Source organism: Bradyrhizobium sp. USDA 4516 (assembly GCF_054055915.1).
Map to the genome: position 1 here is coordinate 6,478,698 of NZ_JBSRXT010000001.1, position 23,921 is coordinate 6,502,618.

The window sequence follows — 23,921 nt, forward strand, 5'->3', positions numbered from 1 at the left end:
AGCCGCCATTAGCGGTCTGGCGAGTGGGGATGCGACAGCTCAGCGCGCCGGGGAATGCGAATTTCGTGAGTAACGATTTGTAGTCGGACAGACTGTAAGCTCTACGGCGTGGTGGACGAACTGGAGTGATCGGGACGCCGAGGCCGTAGGTTTACGGGGGATCGTCGCGGAGACGCGGCGAAGGGGATTGGCATGATGGGAAGTCGCGTTTCGGGTGATGCGGGACTTGGGCTGGTCGCCTTGAGCGCGATGGTGTTTGGCGCTGCTATTGCCCTGTTTCATTCCACCGATCTTGCGGCGGCCGCGGAGCGGCGGGCTTCGTCGTCCGGCGGCATCTTCGTCAGCGAGATGAGCGACGTCCAGCGTGTCAGGGTGACCATCAACAAGTCACGCACCTTCAGGGTCGATACGGCGTTTGCGTCGATCGTGGCAGGCTCGCCCGATATCGCCGACGTGAAGTCGCTGAGCGACCACCTTATCTACGTCCAGGGCAAGAAGACCGGCACCACCAACGTCATCCTGTTCGACAGCTCGATGAAGCAGATCGGCATTCTCGATGTCGAGGTGACGGTCGATATCGGCAATCTGCAGCAGAACATCCAGAACGGCACCGGTACCCGGGGCATTCGCGTGTCTGCATCCGAAGGCCAGGTGGTGCTGAGCGGAATGGCCGCCGATGCGGTCTCTGCCGAGCGGGCGATGACGATTGCCCAAGGTAGCGTTCCCCAGGGCGGCATCGTCGTCAATGCGATGAGCGTTGCTGCACCGCAGCAGGTGATGCTCGAGGTTCGCTTCCTCGAGGTCAGCCGGTCGGCGGGACGCGACCTCGGCGTGAACCTTATGGCGGCCAACGCCAACGGCACAAATATTGGCAAATCAGGGCTGGGCGGCGTCGTAGCTGCTGGCCGAACTCCCATAGGCGGTATCAATACCGCCAATGGCCCCTTGGGTGCGGGCGGCGATGCGGTCGGTGCCGCTCCCACAGGGAGCCTTCCTGTGCTTGGAACGATCGGCACGCTTGTCGGCTCGGCCGGCGGCGTGTCTCCGGCGCCGTTCGGAAGCCTGCTGACCAGCATTCTCAGGACCAGCAATGGCAGTTCGGTGGACCTGCTGATTACCGCGCTGGAAACCAAAGGTCTCGCGCGCCGGCTGGCGGAGCCGAACCTGACCACGCTCTCCGGTGACGCCGCGCGCTTCCTGGCCGGCGGCGAATTCCCGGTGCCGGTCCCGAGCCAGTCGACATCCGGCTTTCCGACCGTGTCGATCGACTACAAGAAGTTCGGTGTGGAGCTCGCCTTCGTTCCAACCGTGCTCTCGCGCGGCTTGATCAACCTCCGTGTCGAGCCCTCGGTCAGTGAGCTCGACTTCTCCAATGCGGTGACGATCCAGGGCACCACTGTTCCGTCACTGACCCGCCGCGACGCGCGCACCACGGTCGAGTTGCGTGACGGCCAGAGCTTTGCCATCGCCGGCCTGCTGCAGACCCGCAACCAGCAGGACGTTTCGCAATTGCCCTGGATCGGCTCGGTGCCGGTGCTTGGGGCCTTGTTCAGCAGCAAGTCCTACCAGCAGCAGGAAACCGACCTCGTCATCATCGTGACGCCGCGCCTGGTCGCGCCGGCAGCACCCGGCCAGCAGCTGGCATCGCCGCTCGATTCCCGCCTGCCGGCCAATGACGTCGACTTCTTCCTCAATGGCCAGATGGAAGTGCGCAAGCGTTACGACGACTACGTCAATTCCGGCGGCGATGTGAAGGGTCCCTATGGCCACATCATCGCGCCCAATGCGGTCGTACCTGTTCCGCCACCGGCTGCCGTTGGTGCGAACCAGCCGGTCGTGAAAACCCTGAATTAGAGGAGGCGAGAGATGACCATCAGATACCTGGCGCTGCTCGCCCCCGTCCTGCTCGGCGGCTGCTACGGCGTGTACGGGCATGACGAGATGGACCGCTACGTCCAGCGTTCCGACACCATCACGATGAGCGCCGGCAATGCCAAAGAGGTCAACGCCGCTACGCACACGATCCACCCGTGGCCGGCCTATGTCGGTGATCGCAGGATCGCGTATGACGCGCGGCGTACCGGTGAGGCTGTGAAGCGTTACGGCACCACGTCGCGGCCGGTCGATCAACTGCCCGACATGAGCGATCCGACCAAGGCGATGGGCCAAGCGCCCCCCGTCACCACAATTCAGAACGTCAACACGACCGGATTGGGAGCAGGGACCGGAGGATCGGTCGCCGTCGGTGTGGGGGGCAACAGGTAATGAGCTGAAGGGCTCGGCCTCTTGGGCATTCGCCGTTGGGATGTCGACTTGTCGATCAATCCCGCGTCGGGCAGGGGCTCGGAGGGGAATGCGACGTTAGTTCCTGGCGCTGACCTCAGTGTTTCGGTCGTGCCGTCCGTTTTTCGTAGGTAGTTTCGCGATGATGTTTCGAATGGTGCAAGAGATGCGCTGGACTTGGGGAACGGGGCGAGGATTGCATCGTCTTGCGCCAGCGTTGATCTGTTGCTGCTTGGCGAGCGGCCTTGGGGCCTGCGACTACACGACGCGGGAGGCCGCGATCGTCGCGCCCGTGGATCCTCCGGGCGGAGACCCGGTGCAGGAGCCGACCGACGTCAAATACTATCCCTCCGACGAGCCGGTGCGGATGGGCTTGGAGCAATACAATCGCGGCAATTACGGAATAGCGCAGCGTTACTTCAAGGATGCCGTCGAGAAGTCGCCGAAGGATGTCACAGCCTGGGTCGGGCTTGCGGCGAGCTATGATCGGATACGCAGGTTCGATCTTGCCGATCAGGCCTATGCGCAGGCGATCCGGCTTGGCGGCGAGACCGTCCAGATCCTCAACGATCAGGGCTATTCCCTCATGCTGCGCGGCAATCTGGGTGGCGCGCGGCGGAAGTTCGAGAAGGCGTACTCGCTCGATCCGGGTAATCCGGTCATCGCCAACAACCTCGAGCTTCTCAACGGCAGCCGGAAGTTCATCGAAAGGCCGCCGAACAATCAGCCCTAGGCTGATCGCCCCGCGACCGTCGCCTGGTTTTCATGACGCTTCCGAACCCGGGCAGCCCGGAGCGCCGGGCGAGTGCCGACTGCGACGGGCTGCGAGCGACCAGCAACGGCGAGCCGGAGCGGGCCGTCAATTCAGCGGTCCGGCATCACAGCCGCGCCGATGATTCGATTTGGTCCAGAGTCCATTCTTGCGAATCGTCTTTTTGCATAGCCGATGAGCGGGGCCTCGATCACGCGCCAGCTCGTCTCTGCAAGGGCGCACGTCGTCAAAAGGGCGATGAATGCGGAGAACGGAGCATCAAGTTTAAGGACCGCTGCGTACACGAGCATATGGAATAGATAGAGCGCATAGCAGCGACGCCCCATCCAGATCAGCGGACGAAGCATCACCGGTCGTTCCGTGACGGCGGCCGACCAGACCGCAACGCAGCACGTAAAGCTCACGACCGACAGAGCGGCGATGGAGCCGACCAGCGCGAAATGAACAACGTCGCAAACCGGTGCAATCAAGGCCAGGATTGCCCATGTGGTGCGGGAGCGGCAATAGCCGCGCGTCAAACACGCAATCAACACGCCGCCGAACAGCTCATCCAGCCGACCTGGCAGCAGAGACAGCCAGGATGGGTGAGGCAAATAGGCATCGAAGATCCAGCGCCAGGCCGGAGCCAGCAGGACGCCGGCCCACAGCACACGGATCAGCCATCGTCGCGGCAGGCAGAAAATCAGGATCGGAAGGAACAGATAAAACTGCTCTTCGACGGCGAGCGACCAGGTGACGAAGATCGGCTCATGCACCGGAAAGCCGAACTGCAGCCACGCCGCTTGCTGGATGAAGAGCAGATAGTAGCCCCAGTGATCCGGCGGCGCGATCATCAGCAGGAGCCAATACAGCGGCAGGATGCGAAACGCGCGCCGTCCATAGAACGATGAAAAATAGCCGGGCTGTTCGCGGCTATCCAGGAGAATGCCGCCGATCAGGAAACCGCTCAGGACGAAGAACAGATTGACGCCGAATATTCCGAACTTGAACGCGAAGTAGTGATAGGCGATGACCATCGAAATGGCCAGGCCGCGGAGCGCATCAAGCGGCTCTGAACGAGCGTCCCGCTCGACCCTGGAATCGATCATTGATCGCGCGCTTCGCAACATCAAAATCTGATCACCCGCAATAGATCTGCTCGCTGATCAGTCCATAGATATTGAGAGGGTGCGGTCGGCAGCGCTTCCCAACCGTCTTCCTTTGACAGGAAGTCAAGGTCGGCCTCGCGCTTGGCGACGACGGCCACTTGCGTTGCAGAGCGCCGGAACGTGGATGTCCCTGGCGGTGGAAGGTCAAAAAGGGTTCGCGCCGGCAGGCCCGCATCTGCTGCCAGAGCTCCGACAACCAGCGCAAGATCGAGTTTCCTGCTGCTGATGTGGAACAGGAGGCGGCCGCCCGGCGTCAGCTTTCGCTGGTAAAGCGTCAGGGCTTCGCGGGTTAGCAGATGCATCGGGATGCTATCCGAGCTGAACGCGTCGACGATAAGCACGTCATAGCTACCGTCAGGCGCATTGGCGATGGTCATGCGCGCGTCGCCGAGAACGACCTGCGAGCCTGGAGCGCACTTTTCCAGGAACTCGAAATGCTCTCTTGCCAGCCGCTCGACGATGGGATCGATCTCGTAAAAGGTCCAGCTCTGTCCGGCTTTGGCGTAGCAGGCGAGGGCGCCGCTACCCAACCCGATCACCGCAAGGCGGCGTGTCGCGCCCTGAGGCAGTGCGCGGATGAAGCGCCCGAACGGGCCTTCCGGGCTGTAATAAGTCATCGGCAGCATGGATTCGTTCGGCAGCATGCTCTTTGCGCCGTGCATCGTGGTGCCACTCATGAGCACGAGAGTCGGCGTGCCCGCATCAGAAAGCTGCTCGACCCGGTAGACGCCGAAGAAGCTCCGCTTGGCGACGATCTGCTGCCCAGTGCTCTGTGGCATGACCGGCATAAACAGCAGAACTGCGACCGCGAGCGCGAAACGCAGGCGTCGTTTTGAGAAATTTACGAGTGCCAATGCCGGCAGGACATATAGCGCGTAGAGCAAGGTAACCGCCGCTGGCCCGGAACCGAGCGACGTGAGGGCGTGCTGGCCGATCATCAGGGCTGCCGACAGCAGCAATGGCAGCGCGAAGTCCATTGGCAGGCCGCGCCGCGCTTCGGAGACCATCCGAGACCGCATCAGGCAGGCCGCAACCAACACCAGCGGATATTCCCATACACCATTGAAGATCAGTGGTGCGATCAGAGCGTTGAAGACGCCGCCCAGGACGCCGCCTAGCGAGAGAAAGAAATAGAACTCGGTCAGTTGAGCGGCGGGCGGCCGTCGTTTCGCTAGCTCACCATGGCAGACGATGCCAACGACGAAAAAGCATCCGAGGTGGAAGGCCAGCGCAATCGGAAGCGGGAGCAAATTGCCGCTGGTGCCACTGGTCATTGCGACCAGGATCAACATGATCGGAAGCGCGCGCAGCATCGCAGCATGTGGCAATGGCGGCCGGCGCGCGAAGGCCAGAATGAATGTCAGAAGGTAGAGCGTCAGCGGAATCACCCACAGCAGCGGCGCCGACACCACGTCGGTCGTGATGTACTGGGTGACGCCGAGAAGCAGGGATGAGGGAATGAACGCGAGCGCCGTCCACCTCAGGCGATCCCGCGTGCCCGCCGTTGCGGCTGCTTCAGCGGTTGGCTTCGGCGCGTCCGCAGTACGCCTCTGCGACAGCATGATCGCCGCGCACGCGACGAGGCCGAAAGCCAGTGCGGCAAACCCAGCCGACCAGAGCCAAGACTGCCGATCGAGCGTGAGCTCGGGCTCGATCAACAAGGGGTATGCCAGCAGCGCCAGTAGGCTGCCGGCGTTGCTCAAAGCATAGAGGAAATAGGGATCGCGCGCTTGCTTATGACTTCCATCCGCAAACCAGTGCTGGAGGAGCGGCGCGGTCGTCGAAATCACGAACACCGGGATTCCGCAGGTCAAGGTGAGACGTAGCAAGAGCCACAGGACGGGGGATTGCTCTGCCGACGGGGCGTCGGCGCCGAGCGACAAGGGCAATACGGTGGCCGCGAGCGGCAGTAGAACGCAAATGTGAACAATGATCTGGACGGAGCGCGAAAGTCTCGTCAACAGATGGGCGTAAGCGTAGCCGAGAAGCAGCGTGGCTTGAAAGAAAACAAGGCATGTGGTCCAGACGGCTGCCGCGCCGCCCAGCTTTGGCAACACCATTTTGGCTACCATCGGTTCGACGAAGAACATCAGGCTGGCGCTGACGAACAAGGTAGCTGCAAACGTCGGCATCGCGATCGACGTGCGAACGGGCCATGAATTGGTGGCTGTCAAATTGCTCACAAAAATTGGTTCCAAGTCCTAAATAGCGCAATCTACCACCGCAGTTCTTGGTCGGGCAACGGAGCCGGCATCCACTAGTTAACGGGGATGATCGTCTTGCCGGGCCGTGGTACTACGGGGTCGTGAATGGGTTCACAAACGCACGAATGCACGGCACGATCATTGCTGGTGCTTCGTGTGCCGGGATTTCAGGGGTCCAAGGAGTAGGGCGTCCGCCGGGACACGAGCTCGACGGCGAAGTTGTTAGGGGGGACGCGCTTCATGACGGCCCTGGACTTTCCCCCGGCTGCCGCGCAGGCGGGCCTGTCAGCAAGGACAAAGACCCTCTGCATTCTGTTCTTCTTTTCCGGCTTTCCGGCGCTGATCTATCAACTGACCTGGCAGAGGGCACTGTTCCGTATTTTTGGCGTGAATTCCGAGTCGGTGACCATCGTGGTCTCCGCCTTCATGCTCGGCCTTGGGCTCGGGAGCCTTGCCGGCGGATGGATTTCGAAGCGCCGGAGCATAAGCTTGCTGCCACTGCTGGCAATCATCGAGAGCGTCACGGCGATGTTTGGAATCGTCTCGCTTGGCGCATTCGAACAGGTCGGAGCACTTGTCGTTGGTTGGTCTTTGCCGGCGGTCGCCGCGGTCAATCTGCTGTTGGTGCTCATTCCGACCTTGTTGATGGGCGCTACGCTGCCAATCCTGGTAGCGCATCTCGTTCGCTCCTCGGGAGAGGTAGGCCGCACCGTTGGCCTGCTTTACTACGTTAATACCCTGGGAGCGGGGGCGGCCTGCGTGTTGTGCAGCTTCTTGCTGTTTCCGTTCCTCGGCGCGCATCGCGCGGTGCTGGTGGCCGTCGCGCTCAATGTCGCTGTTGCACTGTGCGCCGTCGTCGTTCATCTGTTCCGCGGCAGTCAGGCACCATCGAGAGACGCCGCTGCTATCAGACCTGCGTCTGAAGCCGTCACCGTCCCGACTGCGATCATTCTCATCGCTGCGCTGGGCGGCTTTATATCTCTATCTTACGAGATCTACCTATTCCGTATCGTCTCCTACGCGTCGGGATCGAGTGCAACCGCCTTTGCGCTGACGCTTGCGTGCTTTCTCTTCGGGATCGCCGGTGGATCACGCAAGGCCGGCGAAAGTTGCGAAGGAAACTCGCCTCCCGGTGTCATACGCAAGGCCATCGACGAAATCATCATCGGCAATCTAATCGGGCTGATGTTTCTGCCAGTCTTGGCACAGTCGGCGTTGTTTGGTCGCGGCGCGATCGGGATAGCCTTGCTTCTGGTCTATTTCATAGCCCGCCGGTGGGGGGCGCTACTGCCCTATCTCGCTCAAGTCGGAATCCCGGCCGATGAGGAGGCGGGGATGGGGATGTCGCGCTTGTACTTTGCCAACGTTCTAGGGTCCGCGACGGGCGCGATCCTCACCGGTTTCGTCTTGACGGATTATTTGACCTCCGTGCAATTGGCCGTCGCTCTGGTTTTCGCGGGCACGCTCTGTGCCCTCATTCTTCTGGCACGATCGAAGGGCCCGCGCGGCGAGCACCGACAACACTTGCTGAGGGCTGTCGCCGTGCTGGCGCTGGCGTGCGTCGCCATCCCGGCAATGTCGCATCGGGTATTCGAAAACCTGCTTGGCAAGGGCCTAACCTCCTACGATTTCACCGACGTCGTCGAAAATCGCAGCGGTATTATCACCGTTGACAAGGATGGCACCGTATTTGGAAATGGCATGTATGACGGCCGCTTCAACACTCGCCTCGCCGGAGACCCGAACGGCATTATCCGTCCCTACGCGCTCAGCCTGTTTCGTGACGCGCCGCGCGATGTCCTGATGATCGGCCTCGCGTCGGGCTCGTGGGCGCAAGTCATAGCGAACAATCCCGCGGTGCGCTCGCTCACGATCGTAGAGATCAATTCTGGATATTTCAGACTCATCGAACGGCAGCGAGAGGTGGCTTCGGTGCTGAAAAATGCCAAAGTCAAGATCGTCATCGACGACGGGCGGCGCTGGTTGACCCATCATCCGGATCAGCGCTTTGACGCGATCGTCTCCAACACGACGTGGCATTTTCGCGCCAACGTGACCAATCTGCTGTCAATGGAATTTCTTGAGCTTGCGAAGCGCCATCTCAACTCCGGTGGTATCCTGTTTTACAACAGCACCGACTCCGATCGGGTCCAGCGGACAGCTTGTCTGGCCTTTTCCTATGGCGCACGATTCACCAACCATATGATTGTATCGGATGTGCCGATTGATTGGAACTTCGGGCGTTGGCGCCGTGCACTTGAGCCCTACGCTATCGACGGAGAGCGACAATTTAGACCCGAAAGCTTTGAGGATCGTGTGCTGCTTGATGCGATCACGTCGCCGGACTATGCCCGACAGGTCATTGAAGAATGTCCGCAGCTGCTCGCCCGGACGGAAGGCAAGAGGCCGATCACCGACGATAATATGGGAACGGAGTGGCGCTATCCGATCGGCATTGACTGAGAGGGGCAGTGAATTAACGGGGCGCTACTGGATCCCACTTAAAGGTCCGCAGGACTCTCTGTTAACTAACAGGCGACTCGACCCGTTGCCGCGGGTCGTCAAACGCCATCCCGGAGAGCGTCCATTGTACATCGATGACAATGCCGGCCTGCGATCGCTTGCTGCTGGCAGGGATTTCATGGCATCGGAAGGCGAGGGCCGGCTGTGCGACCTGTTAGTCGCAGCACGAGAACGGCGACTGGCACGGTCGCAAGTCCAAAGGCGATATCCGTCAGGTAGTGACCACCGGCAGTGAGCGCCGAGAAGATCATCAGGACGTTCAGAGGAAGATAAACGGGAAACAGGAACGTTCCCCTGCTCGAGAGAATCAAGATCAAGGCAAGAGCGGCGTGAAACGAGGGAAACTGGATGATGCCAGTAACCTTGGCCATATCGATGACATGCATCGATCCGGAACGGATGGCGTAGAAGTCAGGCAGGTAGTAGGCGCTTGTCAGATGTGCCACACCGTAGTGCGCCCAAGCGCCTTCCGCAGGGAGCACCATCGATATCGGGATGACGATGAGCAGAGTTACGGCAAACAGCCAACTGAATGTTCGGGCTTGAAAGAGCCTTTTGCTCGAGTACAGCACAATAAGCAGGATGAAAACCTGAATGATCATGGTGTCGTAGATCAGATCGAGCATCCAGCCGATTGTCGGATGCTCGATCTTCGACCATGTAAATAGCGATACCCAATCGAATCCGACCGCGTCATCCATGGCGGCCAATGCATTGTCGACCAAGGGAAGGCGTCGAGCGGCAGCAAGGTAGCTCAGAACGATGGCTACGTTAGTGAATGCAACCAGCTGCGCGCACGTCAGGGCAATTGAAGCAAAGAGCGGGTTCTTCCTGATCTTGGTGTAAAACAGGTTGAGGCCAACAAGCCCGAGGAAGCCGAAGCAAATTGGGAAGCCGAGCGAGATCTGCGTATTCGACAGATAGAGGCCTAATGCGGCGACCGCCGTCATCGCTCCGATGATCAGCCAAAAGTGCACCGCTTCGGCAGATTCTTGGCCATGAGCTCGTACCAAACTTGGTGCTTTCTGCTCAACGCATTCCGAATAATTCATTGAAATCAGCCCGTTTGAAAAATTGCTACGTCACGAAAAACGTCAAACTGAGCTTGCAGATAGGCCACCATATGCTCAACCATGTCTAAGCCGGCCGCGTGAAGGGGTTCAACTCGTCCGAGATCTCCTTGCGGAGACAAGGCTCTCGTGCCCAGGAACACGCAGAAGGGCACCAGAAGAACTTTAACCCAATTCATTCTTGGACTCTCGATGCCGGAGATGTCGGATTGGCCAGATCACGCTATTGACGATGTCCACTCGCTCAGCTGGCACTAGTCCCGTTGCAGGATACTCGTCTGGTTTTGGCACATGTGCCGTGCCAAACAGAATGTCCCAGAGCGGCAAGAAGGAGGCAAAGTTCTTGTCCCGATGCTCCATTAGGTTCGAGTGGTGGATGCGATGCCATTGCGGGTTGTTGATCCAGGTTACAAACCGACCGAGCGGGACCCGCACGTTCAGGTGAGCACAAGCGTCAGGAAGAAAAAAGATGAATGCCGAGACGATTGCCATATCTGGAGGGACCTGAAGCAGGATCGCCAGAATTGGAAGAAAGGCGTCCGACAGCACGCGCTCGAGCCAAAAGTGTCGGGCACCGGTAATGAAGGTAATGGCGTTTGCGCTGTGATGGAACGAATGCATCGACCAAAGGAACGGGATCGCATGCTGGAGGCGATGGAATGTGTATTTGTAGAGATCCATCGCGACTACAACGAATCCAAGAGAGGCGTACCACCAGTAGCCTTCGGTTGGTAACCGAACCCAGCCAATCCCGGTAAAGCTAGCTATCTTACCCGCAATCATTGCTGCGATCGGAGCGAGCAGTTTCGCCAGTCCGATGCTCACAATAACGGCGAGCCAATCATCACGGAATTCGGAGTAGGGGACGTCCGCAATGGGCCACCTTTTCTCCAAGATGCGACTGCCGTAGATGACGCCTACAAACACCGCCGCGAGAAACGCGACATTTGCGATCTCACTCGACATGATGAACGACTCGCCGATTCAATCTGAGTCTCTGGCGGGGCAATCTGATTTCGCCAGCAGAAAATGAAAATTCAAATAGAGGAACAGGCAATGTTCCAGAAAATCATTTCCAATAGATATTGAAGGCTATTTTTCCTTAAACGTTCAGTGAGCGCAACTGCGACTTTTGCGGGAATTGGCCCTGCTTTGGGACGCCAACGTCCTTTGAAGTAGGCCGTTCGACGAGCACCCTCTCCTTGTGGACCTTATGGAGAGAGCTCATTTTAACCATACGTGTTTGAGGCGGCTTCGCCGAGAAGAGGAGCCGGCATGAAGGTCAACTTGAGGGTCGCAGACACTGTGCAATGTTCCTGATTTGTTCAGGGGGCGGCGCCTCGCGTCAGACAACGGTCTGTCTATGCCGGCGCGTTGGCCGATCCGTGCTTGTGGCATACCGCGGTGAGACGCAGTCAAGATTCTAGAGCGGCGCCGCTCGCCCGCCATGTCAACCCCGCCATGTCAACGACGCCAGGGACGATCATCGAAGTGGCTGCCAGCCCAGGAAGTCCGCAGCAGGATGTGGTTCGCCCGCTGCGATCGGTGATCAAGCCGGTCGTTCGGAGCAAATCCGGAGAGGCACCATTTCAGTGCCGGCCTCGGCCTCGGGTGAACGTCTCAAGGCTTGAGGGAATATAAAGATTCTTCTCGTAGACCCTCCTCATTGCATCGTTTTGATCCGATTTAACACTGCCGTCGCTCAGGATCCTTTGACATGACCAAGCCGGGCATTTTCAGCATCGAGGGCCTCAACAAGAGGAACTGTGCTAAGGCACTCTTGTTACTGTTCTGCTTGCTGCTGGGGTGCGCCGACCTCGTGACAACGAATGTGATCCTGGATCTCGGGATGGGCGAACTGAATCCGTTCATGAGTCTGGCGCAGACCTGGCTCGGCGTCTGGTGGCTCATTCCCAAGCTCGGTTTGACGCTTCTCGTGACGTGGCTGCTTTGGCGCAGCAAGAACGTCTACAACGTGGCCCTTGTGGTGGCCTTCTGCTCCACGCCCGTACTGAACAACCTCGTCCTCATCGTCGCCGGCGCGAACTGAACCGGTCGCTTCGCCGATCGCCGCACAATTGGCGAGCTGGCTGGCCGGTGGCGCGAGGATCGCCGCCAATTAGAGTTGTGCCTTGATACAGCTGGGGGGCGCACTCGCGTGGTCTGGAGCCATTATCGTCTCTCTGACCAGAAACCATCCGAACAGAGCCGCGATAGGCGCACCATAGGGCAGTGACGTTCCGATGGAGAATCCATAGATGACCGGCAGATAGAAGACCATCGGAGCAAGGAACGTCAAGCTAATCACCGCTTTCGACCAGGCTGGAAAGCCGGTCTTCTGCCACTCGCGCAACATCCAGGCCAATGGGAGCGCCATGATGAGCATGTCGTAAAACAGCGAGAACGGAGTGATCAGAAGGCACGCAAGCGCGATGATCGAACGTTCGGCCGCGGCGCTAGTCTTCTGGCGCAACGTCCAGACAAGCGCGCCGATCACACCAAGTGAAGCAAGGCCATGGGTGAGGAAGGCTGTGCTGACGTCGGCTCCGAGCAATCGCATAGTTGCGAAGATGCTCTGCAGCCGCCAGAACCCGACATCACCGTTCTCGAGCGTCTGGCGCGCCGAGCGTGAGACGTCGAGGAAATTGAGCCACGTATCTAACCCAAACAGGAGGTACGACAGAACGACGAGCAAAACCGACGAGATCCCGCCCCACGCCAAGGTCCGCCAGCGGGCTGTCGCGATAAGCGCGATCGGCACGGCTAGCGCCAGATGTGGCTTGATCACCATCAGCCCAAGAACTGCGCCCGCCAAGCCGGGTCGCCGGTTCATGAGGCCGAGACCGCATCCGAGAATTGCCGTGGTCAGAAAGGCGTTCTGACCAGCCACGATGTTAAAATAGACCGGCGGATAAGCGAGGATCGCAATCAGGGTCCATGGTGACCGCAGGATGCGCCAGATACTTGCGACGAAAAGCGCCGACGTAGCGCCCAGAAATGCAAGGTAAGAAGCGAAATACGGTACAATTGCAAGAGGAATGCACAAGATCAGCATTGTCGGCGGATAGAAGAAGGCCTCGTATCCGTTTCGCAAATACTGTTGTTCGATAGCCTGATGTAGCTCAGGCACGTAGACCTCAGCGGTGTGGCCGGAGTGGATCTGAAGCGAAGCCGCCCAGAACGTCGTGAAATCGGCGCCGAATAGGTTGCCGCCCTCGTCGTAACCGCCCCCGCGGTAGTAGATCAGAATATGTCTTGCAAAGATGATGACCAATGCAATTGCGATGCCACTTCCGTACAACCCGGCTCGCCGACCGGAGAGCCAGGACATGTCACGAAACATCGATTGATCCCTTAATGACTTCCCAAAAGGGAGGCTTGCGATACTAGCGCGGCGGCTAGCAATGCAGCCTCGACAAACTCCGCGATAAACTCGAGACCTTTGACTTTCGAGAACGCTCGAATCAGTCTCAATGTCCCTATGGCCTCGAGCTCCTCGCTGATGACAAGGTTCGGTCTCCGCATCGAACCGCGCCAATGCTTGTTTCGATGAGTTCAATCTCTTCGCCGAAGGTCTCGCTCACGACCGATGATTTGAAAACCAGGGACGCTGTATACTCGAACGTAATCCAACAATTGTTGGCGATGGTATTTAAGATTGTTCAGCTCTTCGCGATCCTTCAGCGAAACGTAACCGGCAATTGCTTTCATCAAACGGTGCTCTGGACAAAAAAATCAACTAACTGCAATTCCTTCAATAAACCGACCAATCGTCTTCCTGACAAGCCCCCAATCTGAATGCCCGCCCGTAGCATTAAATGCTCGGAGCCCCGTAAAAACCCGGCTTGCATCCCACCGGCGGGCAGGGTCGTCTGAGTCTCTCAGACGAGGTCTCGATCCATGCCCCTTAGGTGACTGAACCTCCTCCGAATGAGTGGACACCTGTAGTAGGCTCTAAGAGCCCGGAGGTGTCGGATGCAAGAGCGTCAACGTCGGTCGTTTACTGAGGAGTACAAGCGGCAGGCCGCTGAGCTGGTGGTATCAAGCGGCTGGTCGATCACGGCGGTCGGCAAGGAACTCGGTTTGCGCGACTCGGTATTGCGGCGCTGGGTGGAGAAACTCCGGCAGGAGCCGGCATCGGCCGCACGGCGCCCGACGACGCAGGCGGCGCCGACGCCGGCGGACCAGGCTTCGGAGATCACCCGCCGTAGCGCGTGACTGGTCAAGACATTCACTGGGAAGCAGCAGGGAACGGCGCCAACACCTCAAAACTCGACCGGCAACGTTATTGGGGTCTTGGGGTCAGATCTTGCGGGTTTGGAATGGCCCGTTCATCGTGTTGTAGCGTCCGACCTCAGGCGTGAGGGAGGGGCCGCGCTGACGACGGCGGCGGTGAGCGGACTGTGGATCGAACTTGTCGCCCACAAGTCTTGCGCCACTTGCAATGGCTCGATCTTCAGGTTGGCCCACCAGGCCCTTTCATTACCCTGCCGATGCAGCTCGTGGTGATGGGCGCGGCACAATGGCACGGTGTACTCGTCGCTGACCTTGCGGCCGAGAGCCTTGGGTTGAGCGAACTTCAAATGGTGGGCATCGCACGGGCTCTGCCGGCAAACGAGACAAGACTGGTCGCGGACAAACAGCAAGTGGGCTTTACTGCGCTTGCGCACGGGTTCTTTGGGAAATGCAAGCTCAGCATCGCTTGGGGTGTCCTGGACGGAAGCAGCCGGCTTCAAGCTATCGCTTATGTCAGGAAGCGCCTTCGATAGGGCTGCCAACTTCTCAAGGTAGGCAGACTCAAGGGTGCGTGCATCTGCCACTAGGAGGGTGTTCTTTCTGGGTAGTCCGGCTTGAGCCCAGGCGAGGAGGTCGTTCTCACTCGTTAAGCAACCGAGTTCCGCCAACATCTGCTCCATTAGCTGGACCGATTGATCCAAGCTGAGTATCGGAGGCCGCTGCGTAGCGCTTTTGTTTCCTTTGACGTCGGGCCGATTGCCAGCTCGAAACTCGAGGGGCGGAGGGGGCGCTGTGGCATCCGGCGCATCCAAGTTGTCCTCGCCCGCGATGCCGACAAGGGCGAAGAGAGCGTATCGCCGGGCATATGTGAGGGCGGTTCCCATCCGGTGTGGAGCATTGATTTCACTGACAGCACACACCGGCCACTCCGAAGACATCCATTCTCCGGAGGAATGCGCGAGGAGCGTCGTCAAACGAACCAGGCCCGTCGCTTGGTCGATACCTGTCGTTTGCACCGTCGCAATCTCATGGCTCCCTAAGCACTTGCGGACCAAATCCAATCCACTTGCCAATGAGGCGTACCTGAAGTTGCGAGCCTCTTCGCGCGGAAAGACTGCAGGGATAGTTGCAGTAAGCGCCTTCTCAGGGTTGGAAAGCTCCAGCTGAGCTTTGGCCAATGCGCTGGCTATTGCGCCGATCGTTTCGCTAGACTGTTGCATGGCCGACTCCTTAGTCCACAACATGAAAGCTGATTGAACCGGATTTCGAGCGCGTGGCCCTCAGTCCATGACCGCTCGCTTCCTTGGCATCTTCTGGGATCAGCTTCTTCAGCTCAGACTTTGCGGCATCGTGCTCGAGATAGGCCGAACGGGTCCGATGAAAGACCCCGGCAAACGCCGCCCAGGCATTGGAGGCGCTCATATCGACCGTGCGGACTGCATCAATCCGAGGTCGCGGCGGCTCGATGCCGAACAGCTGAGGGCGCTCGCCGGTCTCGACACAGCGCCAAAACTTCTTTTCCGCCGTTAGCAGCAAGTGTTGGTACAGGGGATCGGCGGGAATGGTCATCTCCACCCATCTGCCGCCGCCGGTTATGATCGATAGTGCCGAAGTTCGTGACGCCGTGACCCACATGTTGTGCTGCAATTGCGCCATGTGCTTTTCCGCCGCACTCTCTTCCGAGAACGACCATGGGAGCATGAACTTCGCTTCGAATACCGCGCCAGTGTCCTCCACCATGCCGTCGAGAGTTGCCGCCATCCAGCGCTTGACCGGATGAAATGCCCGCCGCTGAACGTCAGTTACGACGTGACCGGTATTCTTCTCGTACCAGTGTCGGTTAAGCTGCTCGGTTGCGGTGCCGAGTTGTACGATCAAGTTGGCTGACAAATCCGCCGGCTCGGCTTCGCCCCGCTTTTCACGCCAGAGACGAAGCAGGGCGGCTTCATCATCACCCATGATTGTGCGTGCGTCAGACCCGCCTATAAAACTGCGTCTTTCTGTTGAATCAGGTACCATTCGAGCTTGCATGTCCACTCCTCCAATCGAATAATCATGTTTTTGATACGAAAACAGTACATGAATACGATAAAGGGAAAAACAGAGATTGCAACTGAAATCGGTTCATTGTTATGATTTTTTTGCCTGTTCAGTGCCGCATGGCCCGGGCTGCTCTGGGATTGGGCGTTCGAGAACTTGCCGCGGCGGCCAAGGTGTCGATCGACACCGTCGCTAGGTTTGAGCGCGGAGAAGAATTAAAGGAGCGCACGATCGAGGCGTTGCGCCACGCATTAGAAGCTGGGGGAGTCGAGTTCATCGACGAGAACGGCGGCGGACCAGGAGTGCGCCTCACGAAGCCAAGAGACGAGAAAGAAAAGAGGTAGAATTCGCGGTTGAGGTCCTCGATTGTCGCCGAACATGTCTCCGAGAAGGCAGGGAGCGAGCGAAACAATCGTGGATAAGCCCCGGGTGCCGCAGTTTAGCCGAGTTTGGTGACAGCAAATGCATCATCTATTTTTCCGGTTCACCGCATGCCCGCGCGTCACAAAGCTCAACTCGTCGAATCTGCAACACCTCTGCAAGAAGTCTGGGCGATCATGGCTGAGGCGTTGAAACCTCAAGCTAGGGCTATTCTTGCCAAGCTGGGTTATTATGCCGCGCGCGACCTCGAAATCCCCGGCTCGGAGAGGGACGGCGAACTCACCGAGGGCGAAGAAGAAGAGTTGAAACCGGTCCTGAGAGCGCTGGTGGAAGCAGCCATGCTTAGTGAGTCCATGCCCGAGCGAATACTGCTCGCCACCCTTCAGAAAGTTGCAAAAGACCCTTCCCGCTACTTTTCTGGTACGCTTCCGGCGGACGTCCTATGGGTCATTGCTGGCAATTATCAGCGCGGTGAGGAAAAACCGGGCACCTTCGCGATGGACGTCTGGGGCGGCGAGCAAATCAGTTGCCACTATCCGCTCGAGACCCCAAGCGAAGCCAGCGTCAAGCAGGCCGCTCGGACAGCGATGCGCCGCATCGACGAAGCCTGCTCTCTGGGACGCCCAAACAACTCCGCCAACCGTCTCATTGCCGAGCAGATGGGCAACATTTTTCGTTCGACCGGTCGCCCCATTGTACGTCGTCGCAAGTCTTCAAAAATGTACAAGGGAGAGGTCGTTTACGTCGAGGTAGGCCAATTTAAAGAGTTCCTCGAACTTGTATTGCCTCCGTTGCAGCAGTACCTCCGCGAACATAACCTTGCCCCAGTTACCATTGATTCGGTCGTCCGGTTCGCGAGCAAGAGGCCTTCATCAGTCAAATAGATCAAGGCCGCCCACTTTCTCCCACGGCAAAGTTCTTCGAGAAATACAATTGAACTGCTTTTATCCAGCTGAGCTGCGCACTTGGTGCCAGCCATGTTTAGGAGAAAGCAAATGCCGGTTGATCAGCCGAAAAAGCCAGACGACCAAGACATCCAGCAAAAGGCCGAAAGCCAGAAAGACGCCGTCGAAGGCGTTCCGCTTTTTGTGCGGGCCTGGCTCAAAAACCCACCTCTGTTGCCGGGTGAAAGCCGATTAGAATTAATCGAGATCTTTCGCTCCTATGAACAGACCCGTGCTGGCAAAGCGGAAACCGAAGCTGAATACTGGATGGTCTGCCGGGCGACGACGTTGACGGCTGAGATCATGCGGTACGAACGTATGAAGGTTACAATCATGCGTCTGCAGGAACGCCCAGCCGTCGAAACTATGCTGCAGAAGACTCACCCCGGCGCCGCCGTAGCCGACGCGGCCGCTGGTGTGAGAGCGAAGTGTCATCTCGACGCAGACAAGTATTATGCGGACCCGAAGCACAAGGAGAAGTCGTCCAAAGATTTTGAATCGGCGGGCTTTGGGCCGCATGCGGTCGAGGGAGAGGCGTTCATTCTTTCCCTGCCGTCATTGGCAACGCTCGAGAAGATGATCGCTTCAAAGGAAAAGCGTCTGCAAAATATAGCCAAAGAGCTGGAGGCTCGGTATTTGATGCGCGCCGAACAGCGACCCTCAAACTGATCGGGCAGGACTCGTGGCCAGCCAAAAGCAGATCGAAGCGAACCGGCGCAACGCGCTCAAGAGCACTGGGCCCCGTACAAGAGAAGGCAAAGCGCGTTCACGAATGAATGCCATTCGCCACGGATTAGCATCTACGACGAAGGATTTTGCCGCTGCGACTGATCAGGTAAATTCAAGCTTGGAATGCGCAGGCACCGTTGCCACCTCGCATAGGGTGCGTCAAATTGACGACGCGCGAAGGAAAATTCTAGCTGAAATTGAAGATTTGCTTCGCCAAGCCGAACCCCATGCTGTCAATGCTGCCATAAGGAGGCTTGGCGCACTCGAATGGTACGAGCGTCGCACGTACTCCTGGCTCAAAAAGGAGGCCGGCCAAACGGAGCCTTTGACTGAACTGCAAAATTTGGCAGAACGAACCCAATTGGCAAGAGTGCCTTAACAATCCTCGAATTTTGATCTCGCCGGGGGGCGCAGATCCATACTTGCTGCTAGGCGCGAGTAACTTGAGATTACGAGTTGGGGTTCACTTAGTTCGGCATCAGCACGGCATCGATGCGGCGGCTGTTTCGTGTGCTGATGACGATGGCGCCGTTGCGGGTGGCGAATCTCGCACCGAGAAGCCGCGGCACTTTTTCCGTCAACGACGACGGCAGCGGAATCATTCCGCCGGTGACGGGATCGCCGACGTTGATCGGCGCGACTGCTGCGCCGGCCGAAGGCGCTGCCTTGATGTACTCTCTTATCAACTGAATCTCTTCACGCGAGAGGCTGAGCGCGGCCTGTTCGCCCGCGCCGTCAGGCAGCTTCTTTTCCGCCTCGGCCTTGTCTTGCGCATCTTGCTGCTGGGCAGCCTCGCGTCTTGCGACTTCGACCTGTTCGAGTCTGGTGAGGCGTTCCCTCAGCGGCGCGATCTCGCGTCGCAACGCGGTAATGTCCGACTTCAGCGAAGAGAGCTGACCAAGTGCAATCGCGGCGGCAACGCAAGCGACGACCGAGATCAGGCTGAGGCACGCTACCGCCAGCCCCGTCAATCCGCCTCGACGATCGGCACGACGATCCCCGACATCCTCCGCGGGTCGCCGTCGCCGCGCGGCGGCGAATTTCGGCTTGATCGTGCCGAGCAAGCTGACCAGACCGGACAGCCGCGCAGCCACCACCCGGTTCGCCTCTTGAAAGGCGCCGAGTGCAGGCGCAGGGACGACCGGAGAGTGCGCCGAGGGGATGCCGGGAGCGGTAGCCGAACGGCCCGCGCCGGATGGCTGGCGGTCGTCGTGGTCCTCGCGCGTCATACCGGGGAGCTCGAGATCAACGTCGTCGGGGCGGTCGATCGCAGTATCCGCAACGTAATGGCGCGTGTCGGTCGCAGCGGCGTCCAATCGTTCCGTTTCCTGTTGATCGGGTCCGTGTTCGATGCGGGCGGCTTCAAGCGAGCGCCACAGCGAGAGCCCCGAATCGGTGATCTGCAGGCCCGCGTCGTTGATCGATGCCCATCCCGATTGGAAGACGTCGGCATCGCCAAGCTCGGACGGCCGCTTCGACTGTGTGGCTTCATCGCCGGCCGCGATCATGCGCTTGACCTCGCGGCTTACCTCGTCGATCGCGATCCGCTGCCCGGGCCTTGCGGCCAGCACACTCAGGATCGCCAGATTGAACCTCATGCGGCGCCTCGCGATGCCCCATCAACCGGCCGTGCCGCCGTTCCGCTCCCCTGCAGGCGACGTGCGAGCCTCAGCGGGGTCGAAGCGGATCAATCATGCCGGCGCGGACGTCGGTCGGTCAGGGAGTCAAGCAAGTGTACCGGCTCGCCAAGGGGCAAACAATCCGGCACCAGACCTACGACAGATGGATAAGTCGGCCCGCAAACGACACGCGTCGGGATCGCGTTCGTTGCGCGCCTCAGAGAAACTCGCGAAGCCTGGAAAGCTCGATCACATGCTCGGGTGACAGCACGTCGGGGACGAGGGGAGGCTGCGACTTGGTCCGGATCTCGTAAAGATGTCGCGTCTTCTCGGGCTTGCCCATGAAATCCCGAATGCATTGGTCGAGCGTTCCGTTGACGACCATATAGGGCGCGCGATCCTCTCGCCTCGAGTTGTTGAGAGAAGGCCATTTGTAAAGGTGGGCCGCAGCTTGGAAGTCCACCTGATGAGATTGGTCGGTCATTGCAAAATATCTACCCGAAAAAGCCCTGCGCGGCAAAGTCAGCCGGCTGATGAGCGAGCTGGTGCGGCAATACGCGCAAGCTGCGGTCGTGCATCGCAGAAGCCGCCGTCATGCATCTCGAACGATCCGCCGATGTGCCTTGCGTTGATGCCTCGCAGCAACTCCCACTTCGATCTCCCGCGGGCCGAGATCGGGGGCGATCGGGCGAAGCCGGCTGAAGGGAGCGCCGACAGGCCCCTCGCGCGGCAAGCACGCGGCGTGGCAACGCGTGTTGACGACCCGGCGTCGTTCGCGGCGCCAGCGGCCGCGATGACATGCTGGATTGACTCGATTTCAGATTGTTCCTATTTTGTTCTATTGTCAATTTCCACGTCCGGAGATGGGCGGCTTCGGTCGGGTCAGGGATGAACGGGTCGAGATGGCAGCCGCAGCCACCATCCTTCATGCGGACCTGGATGCATTTTACGCATCGGTCGAGCAGCTGCTCGAGCCGTCGCTGCGCGGCAAGCCGATCGCCGTCGGGGGCGGGGTTGTGCTGGCGGCGTCCTATGAGGCCAAGGCCTTCGGAGTGCATGGCGGCATGTCGGGGCGGGAAGCGCGCCAACTGTGCCCGCAACTCGTTTTCGTCGGCGGCCATTTCAGCGATTACCAGCGGTTGGGTGACGCGGCCATCAAGGTGATCGGCGACTTCACGCCGCTGGTCGAGCGAATTTCGATCGACGAGGCGTTTGCGGACGTTGCCGGCTGCACTCACCTGTTCGGAACGCCTGCCGAAATAGCCGCGTCGATCCGGTGGCGCGTACGCAGCGAGCTCGGCCTTCCGATCTCGGTCGGCGTCGCCCGCACCAAGCATCTGGCGAAGATCGCCTCGCAGGTCGCAAAGCCCGATGGACTTGTCGTCGTTGATCCCGACGCCGAGCTGAGCTTCCTTCACGAATTGCCGGTCGAGTTGATGTGGGGAGTAGGGCCGGTCACGAGGACCCGGTTGGACGCGATCGGCGTAGCGACGATAGGTCAGCTCGCCAAACTGTCGGAACGGTCGCTGACGCACTTGCTCGGTCCGGCAGCGGGCGAGAAACTCGCCGCGCTGGCCTGGAATCGTGATCCGCGACAGCTCAAGCCACACCGGCGCGCACGATCGGCGGGGGCACAATCGGCGCTTGGCCGAAAGCCTGCGATCGAGCAAGTCATCCGGCCCACGCTGCTTCATCTCGCCGACCGCGTCGCCACGCGGCTTCGGGCGAAATCACGGCCTGGACGAACCGTGACGGTGCGCGTCCGTTTCGCCGACCTGAAGTCGGTGACGCGCTCGATGACGCTCGATGCGCCGGTGTGCACGACCATCGTGCTGGCGCGGCTCGCCGAGAATCTGGTGCGCGCGGCTCTTGCTGACCATCCCGGCGAGAAGATCATCTCGCTGCTGGCGATCTCGGTTTCGCATCTCGAGGAGCATTGGGATCTTGCACTGGAGCTTCCACTCGGACTGGAGGACGAAGCGCTTCGGCCTGGAAGTCGGACAGGGATGGCCCGCTGGGCGGCGGACCGTGCGATCGACAAGATCCGCGATCGCTTTGGCTGGGAGGCGATCGGATATGGTTCAGCGGCGCAGGAGGCGGTTCATTCGGTGCCCGACGCGTTTCGCAAGCTTGCCGAGAGAGAGCTCTAGCGTTCGCCGGTTCACGTATCTGTCACTGCATTAAGAAAAGGCAATTTGGAATCGCGCGCTTGTGAGTGGCGACCCTGTACGGCCGGCTTATTTTGAGCCCGCGGAGGGACAGCCATGAAGCACAGCGCCGAACTGATCCAGACGATGCGCGATGCGTTGGATGCGGTCATGGCAAGCGTACCGGCGGATCAATCCGTGTTCGGTCTCAAGGCCGCTGTTGCGGAATGCATCCTGCGAGCCGCAGCTCACGGCCAGACATCGTTCGACGGGCTCGTGACGTCGGCATCCGATCAGCTTCAGTCGATCATCTCGATGCTGACCTAGGCGATCGGGATGCGCGCGACCGTCGCGTTCGCCTTGCCGCGCGGTGCGCTGATGATGCAATCGCTCGGGCCGACGGTTCTCTCAGGGCAGCGATACGACCCGTAGATTGTTGGTCGTTCCCGCTTGTCCAAAGGGAATGCCGGCGACCACGACCAGCAGATCGCGGCTCGATGCAAACTGCTCTGCTTGCGCGAATGTGGTTGCGCGCTCGACCATCTCCTCATAGCTCTGAACGTCGTCGGAAAGCACGCTGTGAGCGCCCCAAAGCAGGCACAAGCGGCGGGACACTTCGCGGCTTGGGGTGATGGCGAGGATCGGGCGGCTCGGCCGCTTGCGCGCGACGCGTGCGGCCGTGGTGCCGCTCGAGGTGTAGGCCACAATGGCCGCGGCGTGAACGACGGAGGCGAGATCGGCCGCTGCCGTGGCCACGGCATGCGGTGGCGTCTGCTCTTCGCCGGGCTGGGTCGCCTCGACGATCGAGCGGTACATCTTGTGTTGTTCGGTGCTGCGGATAATGCGGTCCATCATCTCGACCGCCTCGCGCGGATATCGGCCTGTCGCGGACTCCGCCGACAGCATCACGGCGTCTGCGCCGTCATAGATGGCGGTCGCAACGTCGGAGACTTCCGCGCGCGTCGGCGTAGGGGCGGCGACCATCGAGTCCAGCATTTGCGTGGCGACGATCACGGGCTTCACCGCGAGACGGCAGGCCCGCACCAACTCCTTCTGGCGCCCCGGCACGTCCTCATGCGGGATTTCGACGCCGAGATCTCCCCGCGCAACCATGATGGCGTCGCACAGCTGGATGATATCGTCGATCCGTTCGAGCGCGGCAGGTTTCTCGATCTTGGCCATCAGGCCGGCACGGTCCCCGACGAGGCCTCTCGCTTCGATGATATCCGAGGGCTTCTGCACGAACGACAGCGCAACCCAATCCACGCCAAGTTTCAGGCCGAACTCCAGATCGAGGCGATCCTTCGCGGTCAGCGGTGAAAGATCGAGGACCGTACCCGGCAGATTGACGCCCTTGTGATTCGAGATCGTGCCGCCGACGATCACCTTGGCTTCGATGAAATCGTCACCGAGCCCGGTAACGCGAACGCGGACCCTGCCGTCGTCGATCAGAAGGTCATGGCCGGGGGCAACGGCGGCAAAGATCTCCCGATGCGGGAGGGGAATTGCGGTTCGGTCGCCTTCCGATCCGGACAAGACGAACCGAATGGTCTCTCCGGCCATTGCGGCGATCTTTCCATCGCGCAAGGTGCCGACGCGGATCTTCGGGCCCTGGAGGTCCATCAGGATGCCGATCGGCCGGCCGACGTCCTGTTCCAGCTTTCGGATCGCCGCGTGAATGCGTGCGTGATCGCTCTGTGTTCCATGACTGAAGTTCAGGCGGAACGTATCGACGCCCGCCAGCAGCAGTGCCTCGAGCATCTCGGGGGAACTGCTTGCTGGACCAACGGTTGCAACGATCTTGGCTCGTCGATGACGACGCATG

The 23,921-nt window shown here is 59.7% G+C and carries 22 protein-coding genes; 12 read left to right on the plus strand and 10 right to left on the minus strand.

Annotation, left to right across the window (positions count from 1 at the left end; genetic code table 11):
- Positions 1–192 precede the first annotated feature (192 nt).
- From ACVI1L_RS29385 to ACVI1L_RS29395, 3 genes are all read left to right on the plus strand, one after another.
- Positions 193–1,854, plus strand: coding sequence for a type II and III secretion system protein family protein (locus tag ACVI1L_RS29385; RefSeq protein WP_456784489.1), 1,662 nt, complete (start codon positions 193–195; stop codon positions 1,852–1,854).
- 12 nt (positions 1,855–1,866) lie between these two features.
- On the plus strand, positions 1,867–2,265 hold the full coding sequence (locus ACVI1L_RS29390) for a hypothetical protein (protein WP_456784490.1): 399 nt from the start codon (positions 1,867–1,869) through the stop codon (positions 2,263–2,265).
- Between the two features lie 334 nt (positions 2,266–2,599).
- Positions 2,600–3,016, plus strand: a complete 417-nt coding sequence (locus ACVI1L_RS29395) for a tetratricopeptide repeat protein (RefSeq protein ID WP_456784491.1) — start codon at positions 2,600–2,602, stop codon at positions 3,014–3,016.
- Positions 3,017–3,147: 131 nt separating this feature from the next.
- Here the strand turns inward: ACVI1L_RS29395 and ACVI1L_RS29400 are convergent, their stop codons facing one another.
- Both ACVI1L_RS29400 and ACVI1L_RS29405 read right to left on the minus strand, forming a co-directional pair.
- Positions 3,148–4,143: an acyltransferase family protein gene (locus ACVI1L_RS29400; protein ID WP_456784492.1), complete on the minus strand. Its 996-nt coding sequence runs from the start codon at positions 4,141–4,143 to the stop codon at positions 3,148–3,150.
- A gap of 20 nt (positions 4,144–4,163) precedes the next feature.
- The gene (locus tag ACVI1L_RS29405) at positions 4,164–6,386 is read right to left on the minus strand and encodes a spermidine synthase (protein ID WP_456784493.1); all 2,223 of its coding nucleotides are present in this window, start codon (positions 6,384–6,386) and stop codon (positions 4,164–4,166) included.
- Positions 6,387–6,647: 261 nt separating this feature from the next.
- Here ACVI1L_RS29405 and ACVI1L_RS29410 point away from each other — a divergent pair, with 261 nt between their 5' ends.
- Positions 6,648–8,870, plus strand: coding sequence for a fused MFS/spermidine synthase (locus ACVI1L_RS29410; protein WP_456784494.1), 2,223 nt, complete (start codon positions 6,648–6,650; stop codon positions 8,868–8,870).
- Between the two features lie 176 nt (positions 8,871–9,046).
- On the opposite strand, the gene ACVI1L_RS29415 is transcribed toward ACVI1L_RS29410, so the two are convergent.
- Positions 9,047–9,982: a phosphatase PAP2 family protein gene (locus tag ACVI1L_RS29415; RefSeq protein WP_456784495.1), complete on the minus strand. Its 936-nt coding sequence runs from the start codon at positions 9,980–9,982 to the stop codon at positions 9,047–9,049.
- A gap of 183 nt (positions 9,983–10,165) precedes the next feature.
- A complete protein-coding gene (locus ACVI1L_RS29420; protein ID WP_456784496.1) occupies positions 10,166–10,966 on the minus strand; it encodes a sterol desaturase family protein in 801 nt (266 codons plus the stop codon).
- Between the two features lie 751 nt (positions 10,967–11,717).
- On the opposite strand from ACVI1L_RS29420, the gene ACVI1L_RS29425 reads away from it, so the two are divergent.
- A complete protein-coding gene (locus ACVI1L_RS29425; protein ID WP_438079781.1) occupies positions 11,718–12,050 on the plus strand; it encodes a DUF5658 family protein in 333 nt (110 codons plus the stop codon).
- Between the two features lie 69 nt (positions 12,051–12,119).
- Here the strand turns inward: ACVI1L_RS29425 and ACVI1L_RS29430 are convergent, their stop codons facing one another.
- Positions 12,120–13,343 carry a glycosyltransferase family 87 protein gene (locus ACVI1L_RS29430; protein ID WP_456784497.1) on the minus strand — a complete coding sequence of 408 codons (1,224 nt, stop codon included), beginning with the start codon at positions 13,341–13,343 and terminating at the stop codon, positions 12,120–12,122.
- 632 nt (positions 13,344–13,975) lie between these two features.
- On the opposite strand from ACVI1L_RS29430, the gene ACVI1L_RS29435 reads away from it, so the two are divergent.
- Positions 13,976–14,218 carry a transposase gene (locus tag ACVI1L_RS29435; RefSeq protein WP_456784498.1) on the plus strand — a complete coding sequence of 81 codons (243 nt, stop codon included), beginning with the start codon at positions 13,976–13,978 and terminating at the stop codon, positions 14,216–14,218.
- 113 nt (positions 14,219–14,331) lie between these two features.
- Here ACVI1L_RS29435 and ACVI1L_RS29440 read toward each other — a convergent pair whose 3' ends face one another.
- Both ACVI1L_RS29440 and ACVI1L_RS29445 read right to left on the minus strand, forming a co-directional pair.
- The gene (locus ACVI1L_RS29440) at positions 14,332–15,456 is read right to left on the minus strand and encodes an ERF family protein (protein ID WP_456784499.1); all 1,125 of its coding nucleotides are present in this window, start codon (positions 15,454–15,456) and stop codon (positions 14,332–14,334) included.
- Between the two features lie 10 nt (positions 15,457–15,466).
- Positions 15,467–16,267, minus strand: a complete 801-nt coding sequence (locus ACVI1L_RS29445; RefSeq protein WP_456784500.1) for a YqaJ viral recombinase family protein — start codon at positions 16,265–16,267, stop codon at positions 15,467–15,469.
- 101 nt (positions 16,268–16,368) lie between these two features.
- Here ACVI1L_RS29445 and ACVI1L_RS29450 point away from each other — a divergent pair, with 101 nt between their 5' ends.
- The 4 genes from ACVI1L_RS29450 (at position 16,369) to ACVI1L_RS29465 (ending at position 18,709) form a co-directional block, all read left to right on the plus strand.
- Positions 16,369–16,620, plus strand: coding sequence for a helix-turn-helix domain-containing protein (locus ACVI1L_RS29450; RefSeq protein ID WP_456784501.1), 252 nt, complete (start codon positions 16,369–16,371; stop codon positions 16,618–16,620).
- A gap of 147 nt (positions 16,621–16,767) precedes the next feature.
- Entirely contained in the window at positions 16,768–17,541 is a 774-nt protein-coding gene (locus ACVI1L_RS29455; RefSeq protein WP_456784502.1) for a hypothetical protein, read from the plus strand.
- 111 nt (positions 17,542–17,652) lie between these two features.
- On the plus strand, positions 17,653–18,270 hold the full coding sequence (locus ACVI1L_RS29460) for a hypothetical protein (protein ID WP_456784503.1): 618 nt from the start codon (positions 17,653–17,655) through the stop codon (positions 18,268–18,270).
- Between the two features lie 13 nt (positions 18,271–18,283).
- Positions 18,284–18,709, plus strand: coding sequence for a hypothetical protein (locus tag ACVI1L_RS29465; RefSeq protein WP_456784505.1), 426 nt, complete (start codon positions 18,284–18,286; stop codon positions 18,707–18,709).
- A gap of 88 nt (positions 18,710–18,797) precedes the next feature.
- Here ACVI1L_RS29465 and ACVI1L_RS29470 read toward each other — a convergent pair whose 3' ends face one another.
- Together ACVI1L_RS29470 and ACVI1L_RS29475 are read right to left on the minus strand one after the other, a co-directional pair.
- Positions 18,798–19,901 (minus strand): hypothetical protein, encoded by a 1,104-nt coding sequence (locus tag ACVI1L_RS29470; protein WP_456784507.1) that lies wholly within the window; start codon positions 19,899–19,901, stop codon positions 18,798–18,800.
- A gap of 265 nt (positions 19,902–20,166) precedes the next feature.
- Positions 20,167–20,433 (minus strand): hypothetical protein, encoded by a 267-nt coding sequence (locus ACVI1L_RS29475; protein WP_016846025.1) that lies wholly within the window; start codon positions 20,431–20,433, stop codon positions 20,167–20,169.
- Positions 20,434–20,851: 418 nt separating this feature from the next.
- On the opposite strand from ACVI1L_RS29475, the gene dinB reads away from it, so the two are divergent.
- Together dinB and ACVI1L_RS29485 are read left to right on the plus strand one after the other, a co-directional pair.
- The gene (gene dinB / locus ACVI1L_RS29480; RefSeq protein ID WP_456784509.1) at positions 20,852–22,099 is read left to right on the plus strand and encodes a DNA polymerase IV; all 1,248 of its coding nucleotides are present in this window, start codon (positions 20,852–20,854) and stop codon (positions 22,097–22,099) included.
- A gap of 114 nt (positions 22,100–22,213) precedes the next feature.
- Entirely contained in the window at positions 22,214–22,423 is a 210-nt protein-coding gene (locus ACVI1L_RS29485) for a hypothetical protein (RefSeq protein ID WP_092084574.1), read from the plus strand.
- Between the two features lie 81 nt (positions 22,424–22,504).
- Here the strand turns inward: ACVI1L_RS29485 and pyk are convergent, their stop codons facing one another.
- A complete protein-coding gene (gene pyk, locus ACVI1L_RS29490) occupies positions 22,505–23,920 on the minus strand; it encodes a pyruvate kinase (protein WP_229190207.1) in 1,416 nt (471 codons plus the stop codon).
- Position 23,921 lies beyond the last annotated feature (1 nt).

Excerpts from the sequence above, each read along its gene's own strand:
- ACVI1L_RS29385 (WP_456784489.1), top strand. The coding sequence starts at position 193 with ATGATGGGAAGTCGCGTTTCGGGTGATGCGGGACTTGGGCTGGTCGCC.
- ACVI1L_RS29390 (WP_456784490.1), top strand. The coding sequence starts at position 1,867 with ATGACCATCAGATACCTGGCGCTGCTCGCCCCCGTCCTGCTCGGCGGC.
- ACVI1L_RS29400 (WP_456784492.1), bottom strand. The coding sequence starts at position 4,143 with ATGATCGATTCCAGGGTCGAGCGGGACGCTCGTTCAGAGCCGCTTGAT.
- ACVI1L_RS29410 (WP_456784494.1), top strand. The coding sequence starts at position 6,648 with ATGACGGCCCTGGACTTTCCCCCGGCTGCCGCGCAGGCGGGCCTGTCA.
- ACVI1L_RS29415 (WP_456784495.1), bottom strand. The coding sequence starts at position 9,982 with ATGAATTATTCGGAATGCGTTGAGCAGAAAGCACCAAGTTTGGTACGA.
- ACVI1L_RS29420 (WP_456784496.1), bottom strand. The coding sequence starts at position 10,966 with ATGTCGAGTGAGATCGCAAATGTCGCGTTTCTCGCGGCGGTGTTTGTA.
- ACVI1L_RS29425 (WP_438079781.1), top strand. The coding sequence starts at position 11,718 with ATGACCAAGCCGGGCATTTTCAGCATCGAGGGCCTCAACAAGAGGAAC.
- ACVI1L_RS29430 (WP_456784497.1), bottom strand. The coding sequence starts at position 13,343 with ATGTTTCGTGACATGTCCTGGCTCTCCGGTCGGCGAGCCGGGTTGTAC.
- ACVI1L_RS29435 (WP_456784498.1), top strand. The coding sequence starts at position 13,976 with ATGCAAGAGCGTCAACGTCGGTCGTTTACTGAGGAGTACAAGCGGCAG.
- ACVI1L_RS29440 (WP_456784499.1), bottom strand. The coding sequence starts at position 15,456 with ATGCAACAGTCTAGCGAAACGATCGGCGCAATAGCCAGCGCATTGGCC.
- ACVI1L_RS29445 (WP_456784500.1), bottom strand. The coding sequence starts at position 16,267 with ATGCAAGCTCGAATGGTACCTGATTCAACAGAAAGACGCAGTTTTATA.
- ACVI1L_RS29450 (WP_456784501.1), top strand. The coding sequence starts at position 16,369 with ATGATTTTTTTGCCTGTTCAGTGCCGCATGGCCCGGGCTGCTCTGGGA.
- ACVI1L_RS29455 (WP_456784502.1), top strand. The coding sequence starts at position 16,768 with ATGCCCGCGCGTCACAAAGCTCAACTCGTCGAATCTGCAACACCTCTG.
- ACVI1L_RS29460 (WP_456784503.1), top strand. The coding sequence starts at position 17,653 with ATGCCGGTTGATCAGCCGAAAAAGCCAGACGACCAAGACATCCAGCAA.
- ACVI1L_RS29475 (WP_016846025.1), bottom strand. The coding sequence starts at position 20,433 with ATGACCGACCAATCTCATCAGGTGGACTTCCAAGCTGCGGCCCACCTT.
- dinB (WP_456784509.1), top strand. The coding sequence starts at position 20,852 with ATGGCAGCCGCAGCCACCATCCTTCATGCGGACCTGGATGCATTTTAC.
- ACVI1L_RS29485 (WP_092084574.1), top strand. The coding sequence starts at position 22,214 with ATGAAGCACAGCGCCGAACTGATCCAGACGATGCGCGATGCGTTGGAT.
- pyk (WP_229190207.1), bottom strand. The coding sequence starts at position 23,920 with ATGCGTCGTCATCGACGAGCCAAGATCGTTGCAACCGTTGGTCCAGCA.